The 5,623-nt window shown below is 72.4% G+C and carries 7 protein-coding genes and 1 pseudogene; 6 read left to right on the plus strand and 2 right to left on the minus strand.

Annotated features, from left to right (window positions below; all coding sequences use genetic code 11):
- A pseudogene (locus KBX53_RS36455) lies at positions 1 to 164 on the plus strand (DUF885 domain-containing protein); the annotation flags it as partial.
- 141 nt (positions 165 to 305) lie between these two features.
- Here KBX53_RS36455 and KBX53_RS20285 read toward each other — a convergent pair.
- Positions 306 to 998, minus strand: coding sequence for a hypothetical protein (locus KBX53_RS20285; RefSeq protein WP_210861032.1), 693 nt, complete (start codon positions 996 to 998; stop codon positions 306 to 308).
- Between the two features lie 213 nt (positions 999 to 1,211).
- Between KBX53_RS20285 and eno the strand changes: the two genes are divergently transcribed.
- The 4 genes from eno to KBX53_RS20305 are packed head-to-tail and all read left to right on the plus strand — an operon-like array spanning position 1,212 to position 4,291.
- Positions 1,212 to 2,495: a phosphopyruvate hydratase gene (gene eno, locus KBX53_RS20290; protein ID WP_030328795.1), complete on the plus strand. Its 1,284-nt coding sequence runs from the start codon at positions 1,212 to 1,214 to the stop codon at positions 2,493 to 2,495.
- Positions 2,496 to 2,527: 32 nt separating this feature from the next.
- Positions 2,528 to 3,166, plus strand: coding sequence for a septum formation initiator family protein (locus KBX53_RS20295; RefSeq protein WP_030328793.1), 639 nt, complete (start codon positions 2,528 to 2,530; stop codon positions 3,164 to 3,166).
- Between the two features lie 49 nt (positions 3,167 to 3,215).
- Positions 3,216 to 3,773 carry a DUF501 domain-containing protein gene (locus tag KBX53_RS20300; RefSeq protein ID WP_030328791.1) on the plus strand — a complete coding sequence of 186 codons (558 nt, stop codon included), beginning with the start codon at positions 3,216 to 3,218 and terminating at the stop codon, positions 3,771 to 3,773.
- Positions 3,770 to 4,291, plus strand: coding sequence for an amino-acid N-acetyltransferase (locus KBX53_RS20305; RefSeq protein WP_030328789.1), 522 nt, complete (start codon positions 3,770 to 3,772; stop codon positions 4,289 to 4,291). Before KBX53_RS20300 ends, KBX53_RS20305 begins: the two co-directional genes overlap by 4 nt.
- Here KBX53_RS20305 and KBX53_RS20310 read toward each other — a convergent pair whose 3' ends face one another.
- Positions 4,292 to 5,137 (minus strand): PHB depolymerase family esterase, encoded by an 846-nt coding sequence (locus KBX53_RS20310; RefSeq protein WP_309140817.1) that lies wholly within the window; start codon positions 5,135 to 5,137, stop codon positions 4,292 to 4,294.
- Positions 5,138 to 5,279: 142 nt separating this feature from the next.
- On the opposite strand from KBX53_RS20310, the gene KBX53_RS20315 reads away from it, so the two are divergent.
- Positions 5,280 to 5,623: hypothetical protein (locus KBX53_RS20315; RefSeq protein ID WP_210861036.1), on the plus strand; the 344-nt coding region annotated here is incomplete at its 3' end.

The following is a 5,623-nucleotide window of genomic DNA, read 5'->3' on the forward strand; positions in this document are numbered from 1 at the left end:
AACTGACCTCGACCCAGCTGTCCACCTACTTCGTCGGCTACAGCGAGGTGGCCGACATCGCCGCCGCCCGCCCGGACGGGGTGTCGGTCCGCGACTGGCACGACGCGATGCTCGCCCACGACTGCCCGCCCCCGCGCCACCTGCGCACCCTGCTCGGTCTCTGAGCAGGGCCGCCGCGCGGGCTCGGCGCCGCCGTCGGTCACCGTCGCGTCGATGTGCCGGCGCGAGATGGCGTACGCGGGCAGCAGTTGCGCCGGACGCGGGCCCGCCGGGCGGTGCGCCCGACCTGGGCTCGGCCGGCTCGGTCAGGAGCCGCCGGGGCGGCGGTCGACGACGCCGGCACCGGCGGGCGGCTCGAACGCGTCCTCGTCGACGGTCGCGGAGTAGTCGCTCAACGCCAGCTCCACCGGCTTGCCGTCGCCCGGCCCGGTGAAGCTGCCGAGCACGCCCTCGGTGGTCACGCAGGCGGTGAAGTCGCCGGACGAGCTCTCCACCGCCACGCAGGCGGCGTGGTGCCCGGCGACCGTGGTGTCGCTCTGCTTGATGACCGCCTGCGGGTCGAGCGCGGCGGCGGTGAGCAGGCCGACCACCACCGGCGGCGTGACGAGGCCCTGCCGGTTGGCCTCGCCGAACAGCGTCACGGTGGGCTTGCTGCCCGGGGTCGGCGGGGCGACCAGCGTGCACTCCGGGCGGGTGCCGGTTGTCGTGCACCGGGTGATGGCGTCCGGGGTGACGGTGAGTTGCCCGCCCGGGTAGGTGTACGTGGATCGCGCCGGGTCCTGTGCCTGCACGATCGCGGCGCGCTGGCCGCCGGGCAACTGGTAGGTGGCCGAGTAGGTCAACTCCAGTGCCCGGTCGAGCCGGGCGGCGAGATCGTTGACGAGTTCCGAGCGGCCCATGGCGACTCCGGCGTCCTCGAATGTCTGACAGCCGGTGACCGTGAGCGACGCGATGACCGACACGGCGAGCATGCGGAGGGTGGTCGAGGCGGCGGGCATGGCGACCAGCCTGGTGGATTTGGTCCGTGCAGCGCAAACCCGTTGCCGGTTGACGCCCGGAAATCCGGGAATGTCCGTCAACGCGGGGTGACCCGGGTGCGCGGGCGACGCCGTGCCCGTTCGCGCCGCCCGATACGCTGCGTTCAACACCTGCCTCAGCCGCACCGTCGCGGCCCACCCACGGACCGGATAACAACAACGAGGAGCGACTTAGTGGCAACCATCGAGGGAATCGTCGCCCGGGAGATTCTCGACTCGCGGGGCAACCCGACGGTCGAGGTCGAGGTCGGTCTGGACGACGGCACGGTAGCCCGCGCCGCCGTGCCCTCCGGCGCCTCCACCGGCGCCTTCGAGGCGATCGAGCTGCGCGACGGTGACGCCGACCGCTACCAGGGCAAGGGCGTGGAGAAGGCGGTCTCCAACGTCGAAGACAAGATCGTCGACCAGATCATCGGGTACGAGGCCAGCGAGCAGCGGCTGATCGACCAGAAGATGCTCGACATCGACGGCACCGACAGCAAGTCGGAGCTGGGCGCGAACGCCATCCTGGGGGTCTCCCTGGCGGTGGCGAAGGCCGCTGCCGGCAGCGCCGAGCTGAGCCTCTTCCGCTACCTGGGCGGCCCGAACGCGCACCTCCTGCCCGTGCCGATGATGAACATCCTCAACGGTGGCGCGCACGCCGACTCGAACGTTGACATCCAGGAGTTCATGATCGCGCCGATCGGCGCGCCCACGTTCCGGGAGGCGCTGCGCTCGGGCGCGGAGGTCTACCACGCGCTGAAGTCGGTGCTGAAGAAGAAGGGCCTCTCCACCGGGCTCGGCGACGAGGGTGGCTTCGCGCCGAACCTGCCGACGAACGCGGCGGCCCTGGACCTGATCGCCGAGGCGGTCGAGAAGGCCGGTTACCGGCTCGGCACCGACATCGTGTTCGCGCTCGACGTGGCGGCCACGGAGTTCTTCGACAACGGCACCTACACCTTCGAGGGCGCCGCGAAGTCCGCCGAGGAGATGAGCACCTACTACACGAAGCTGGCCGACGAGTACCCGATCGTGTCGATCGAGGACCCGCTGGCCGAGGACGACTGGAGCGGTTGGCAGACGCTGACCGCCTCGATCGGTGACCGGGTGCAGATCGTCGGCGACGACCTGTTCGTGACCAACCCGCAGCGCATCGCCCGCGGCATCGCGGAGAAGGCGGCGAACGCGGTTCTCGTCAAGGTCAACCAGATCGGTTCGCTGACCGAGACCCTGGACGCGGTGGACCTGGCCCACCGGGCCGGCTTCAAGTGCATGATGAGCCACCGTTCCGGCGAGACCGAGGACACCACCATCGCCGACCTGGCGGTGGCCACCGGCTGCGGCCAGATCAAGACCGGCGCGCCGGCCCGTTCGGACCGGGTCGCCAAGTACAACCAGCTGCTCCGGATCGAGGAGGAGCTGGCCGACGCGGCGCGCTACGCCGGCGCTGGCGCGTTCCCGCGCTACCGTTCGGCCTGAGACGCACGAAGCCTCGGGGGAGGGGTGTGACGATGCAGCAGCGCCGCACACCGGGTGGTCAGCGTCCCGCTCGCCGGCCGGGTCAGTCCGGCCGGCCGGGCGGCGGGCGCGCCACGCGGGGATCGGTCCGGGAGGCCGGCGTACGCGCCGAGCCGCGCGCCGCCGGTCGCGCGCCGGGTGCTGCCCGGGGCGCCGAGGGCGTGCGCTCCGCGAACCGTCCGGCAGCCGCTCGGCGTACCGCCGCCGGCGGTGCCGTGAAGCGGCTCGCCGCACCCCACCCCCGTGGCTTCACCGGTCGGGCCACGGTGCTGTTCGCGGTCCTGATCGCGCTCGCGCTGGCCTACACCTACCCGGTCCGGGTCTACCTGGACCAGCAGGCCGACATCGAGCGGATGGAGGCCGCCCAGGCGGCACAGGAGGCGGAGATCGCCAAGCTCGCCGCCGAGGCCGCCAACTGGAAGGACCCCGAGTACATCAAGACGCAGGCTCGGGAACGGTTCTTCATGGGCCGGCCGGGCGAGAAGATGATGGTGGTGCTGCACGACCCGGAGGGCGCCGCCCGGGACGCCGGGAAGCCGGCCGGCTCGGCCGCCCCGGCCGGGCCGGTGACCTGGTACGACACGCTCTGGTCGAGCGTGCAGGCGGCGGACAGCCAGCAGCCGGGCAAGTGAGCCACCGACCCACCGCACCGCACCGCACCGCACCAGGAGAGATGGCACCGTGACTGTCGTACCACCGTCGGAGCCGGCGGCGGATTCCGTACCCCTGCCGCAGCGCGAGCCGGCCACCGAGGCCGACCTGGCCGCGGTGGCCGCGCAGCTGGGCCGGACGCCCCGCGGCACCCGGGCGGTCGCCCACCGGTGCCCGTGCGGCCTGCCGGACGTGGTGGAGACGACCCCCCGCCTCTCCGACGGCACCCCGTTCCCGACCCTCTACTACCTGACCTGCCCCCGGGCCACCGCGGCGTGCAGCCGACTGGAGTCGGCGGGGCTGATGAAGGAGATGGCGGACCGGCTGACGACGGACCCGGAGTTGGCGGCCCACTACCGTGCGGCGCACGAGGACTACCTCACCCGCCGGGAGGCGATCGGCGAGGTGCCGGAGATCGCCGGCATCTCGGCCGGCGGGATGCCGGGCCGGGTGAAGTGCCTGCACGTGCACCTGGGCCACGCGTTGGGCGCCGGCCCCGGGGTGAACCCGTTCGGCGACGAGACGTTGGAGCTGGTCGAGCCCTGGTGGTCGACGGGGCCGTGCGTGGACGTGCCGGCGGGCGAATGAGCACGCCGACTGCGGATCAGATCACGGTACGGCGGGCGCGCACCGGGGATGTGCGGGGCATCCGGCGACTCGTCGACACCTACACCGACGACCGGCGGCTGCTGAGCAAGGCCACCGTCACCCTCTTCGAGGACGTGCAGGAGTTCCGGGTCGCGGTCCGGGCCGAGGACGACGTCGTGGTGGGCTGCGGGGCGCTGCACGTCATGTGGGAGGACCTGGCGGAGATCCGCACGGTGGCGGTGGACCCGTCCTGCCGGGGCCGGCGGATCGGTCACCGGCTGGTCGGTGAGCTGATCGACGCGGCCCGGGAGTTGGGCGTGGCCCGCATCTTCGTGCTCACCTTCGAGACCCGGTTCTTCGCCTCGTTCGGCTTCCGCGAGATCGACGGCGCGCCGGTGCCGCAGCCGGTCTACGAGCAGCTGCTGCGGTCGTACGACGAGGGTGTCGCGGAGTTCCTCGACCTGGAGCGGGTCAAGCCGAACACGCTGGGCAACACCCGGATGCTGCTGCGCCTGTGATCAGCCCTTGCGGGGGTGGGCGGCGAAGAAGTCCCACATCAGGTCGGTGGCGGACAGCCCCGCGGAGGTCGCGGCGAGTTGGCCCGCTGTCGCGCCCGGCCAACTGTGACCCATGTCGGCGAGGGTGTAGACGCTGACCTCGCTGCCGTCCGCGCAGCCCGCCACCGTGTGCGTCACGCCCGGCACCCCGGACGCCTTCGGGCTCGGCCGACAGTTGAGCCGCTGCTGCCAGGTCCGTATCCCGGTCTGGAAGATCGTGGCGTACCGGTCCTGACCGCCGATGAAGGTGATCACGGAGACCGGGCTCTTCGGCACGTAGCTGCCGGCCGTGGTCAACTCCCCGCTGTAGCCACCGCTGACCACCCCGATCGCGGCGAAGGTGCCGGTGCTCTCCACCGCCGCCCGGAAGCTCATGTCGCCGCCGTTCGAGATGCCGGTGAGGAACACCCGGTTCGGGTCCGCGTGCCAGGTCTGCACCAGATGGTCGGTGAGGGCGTCGAGGAAGCCGACGTCGTCGGCGCTGCCGCAGCAGATCAGAGCGTTGAAACCGCCGCCCTGCCCGTCGGGGTAGGCGACCAGCACGTTGTCCTTGTCGGCCCTGGCGTCCAGGCCCGCCAGCTCCCGCATCGCGGAGCCGGTGCCGGGATAGAAGTGCAGCGCGATGACCAGTGCGGGTGACCGGGTCGGGTCGTACCCTGCCGGCGCGTGCAGCAGGTAGGTGCGGTCGAGCCCGTTGTGTTTCAGGGTGAGCTGGTGGTCGCCGGCCGCCGGTCGTTCGCTCGACGCGGACGGCGCGGCTGGCGGGGCCGACGAGGGTTGCCCCCGCTCACTACAGGCTGCGGCCACGATCAGGAGGCAAAGCCCCGTCAACACCGCCACCGATCGCCGCACGCCGGTCACCCCCCGTCGACCCCGCCGTCCACACTGGAGATCCTTCGGCCGGTAAACAACCCTTTCGGTCCTGGCCGAAGGCGGGCAGGCTGGTGTCATGCTTCGCCTCCAGCTCGGGTCGGCCGACCTGTGCCGGGTGCGGTTCGCCGACCGGCTCCACCCGGTCGCGAACGCGCTGCTGGCCGGTCAGTGGCTGCGCGATCCCACTGTCGCGGCGCTGGCGCCGGCGCTGGCCGAGCGGGCGGTGGCGGCCGAGGGCACGCCTGCCGCCCAGGCTGCCACCGCGATCCTGCGGCACCTGCTGCCCGGCCAGGGGCGTCTGCCGGACTTCGTCACGCCCTTCGCCGGTCTGGAGTCGGTGGAGGCCGGCCTGGAGGCGATTCGGGCCACCCCGGCACGGCGGGTCCGCGCCGAGGTCACCATGGCGTACGCGGACACGCC

The organism is Micromonospora sp. M51, from assembly GCF_018070305.1.
GTDB lineage: Bacteria > Actinomycetota > Actinomycetes > Mycobacteriales > Micromonosporaceae > Micromonospora > Micromonospora parva.

Bases quoted from the DNA above. Each gene is read 5' to 3' on its own strand.
- KBX53_RS20285 (WP_210861032.1), bottom strand. From the start codon at position 998: ATGCCCGCCGCCTCGACCACCCTCCGCATGCTCGCCGTGTCGGTCATC.
- KBX53_RS20295 (WP_030328793.1), top strand. From the start codon at position 2,528: ATGCAGCAGCGCCGCACACCGGGTGGTCAGCGTCCCGCTCGCCGGCCG.
- KBX53_RS20305 (WP_030328789.1), top strand. From the start codon at position 3,770: ATGAGCACGCCGACTGCGGATCAGATCACGGTACGGCGGGCGCGCACC.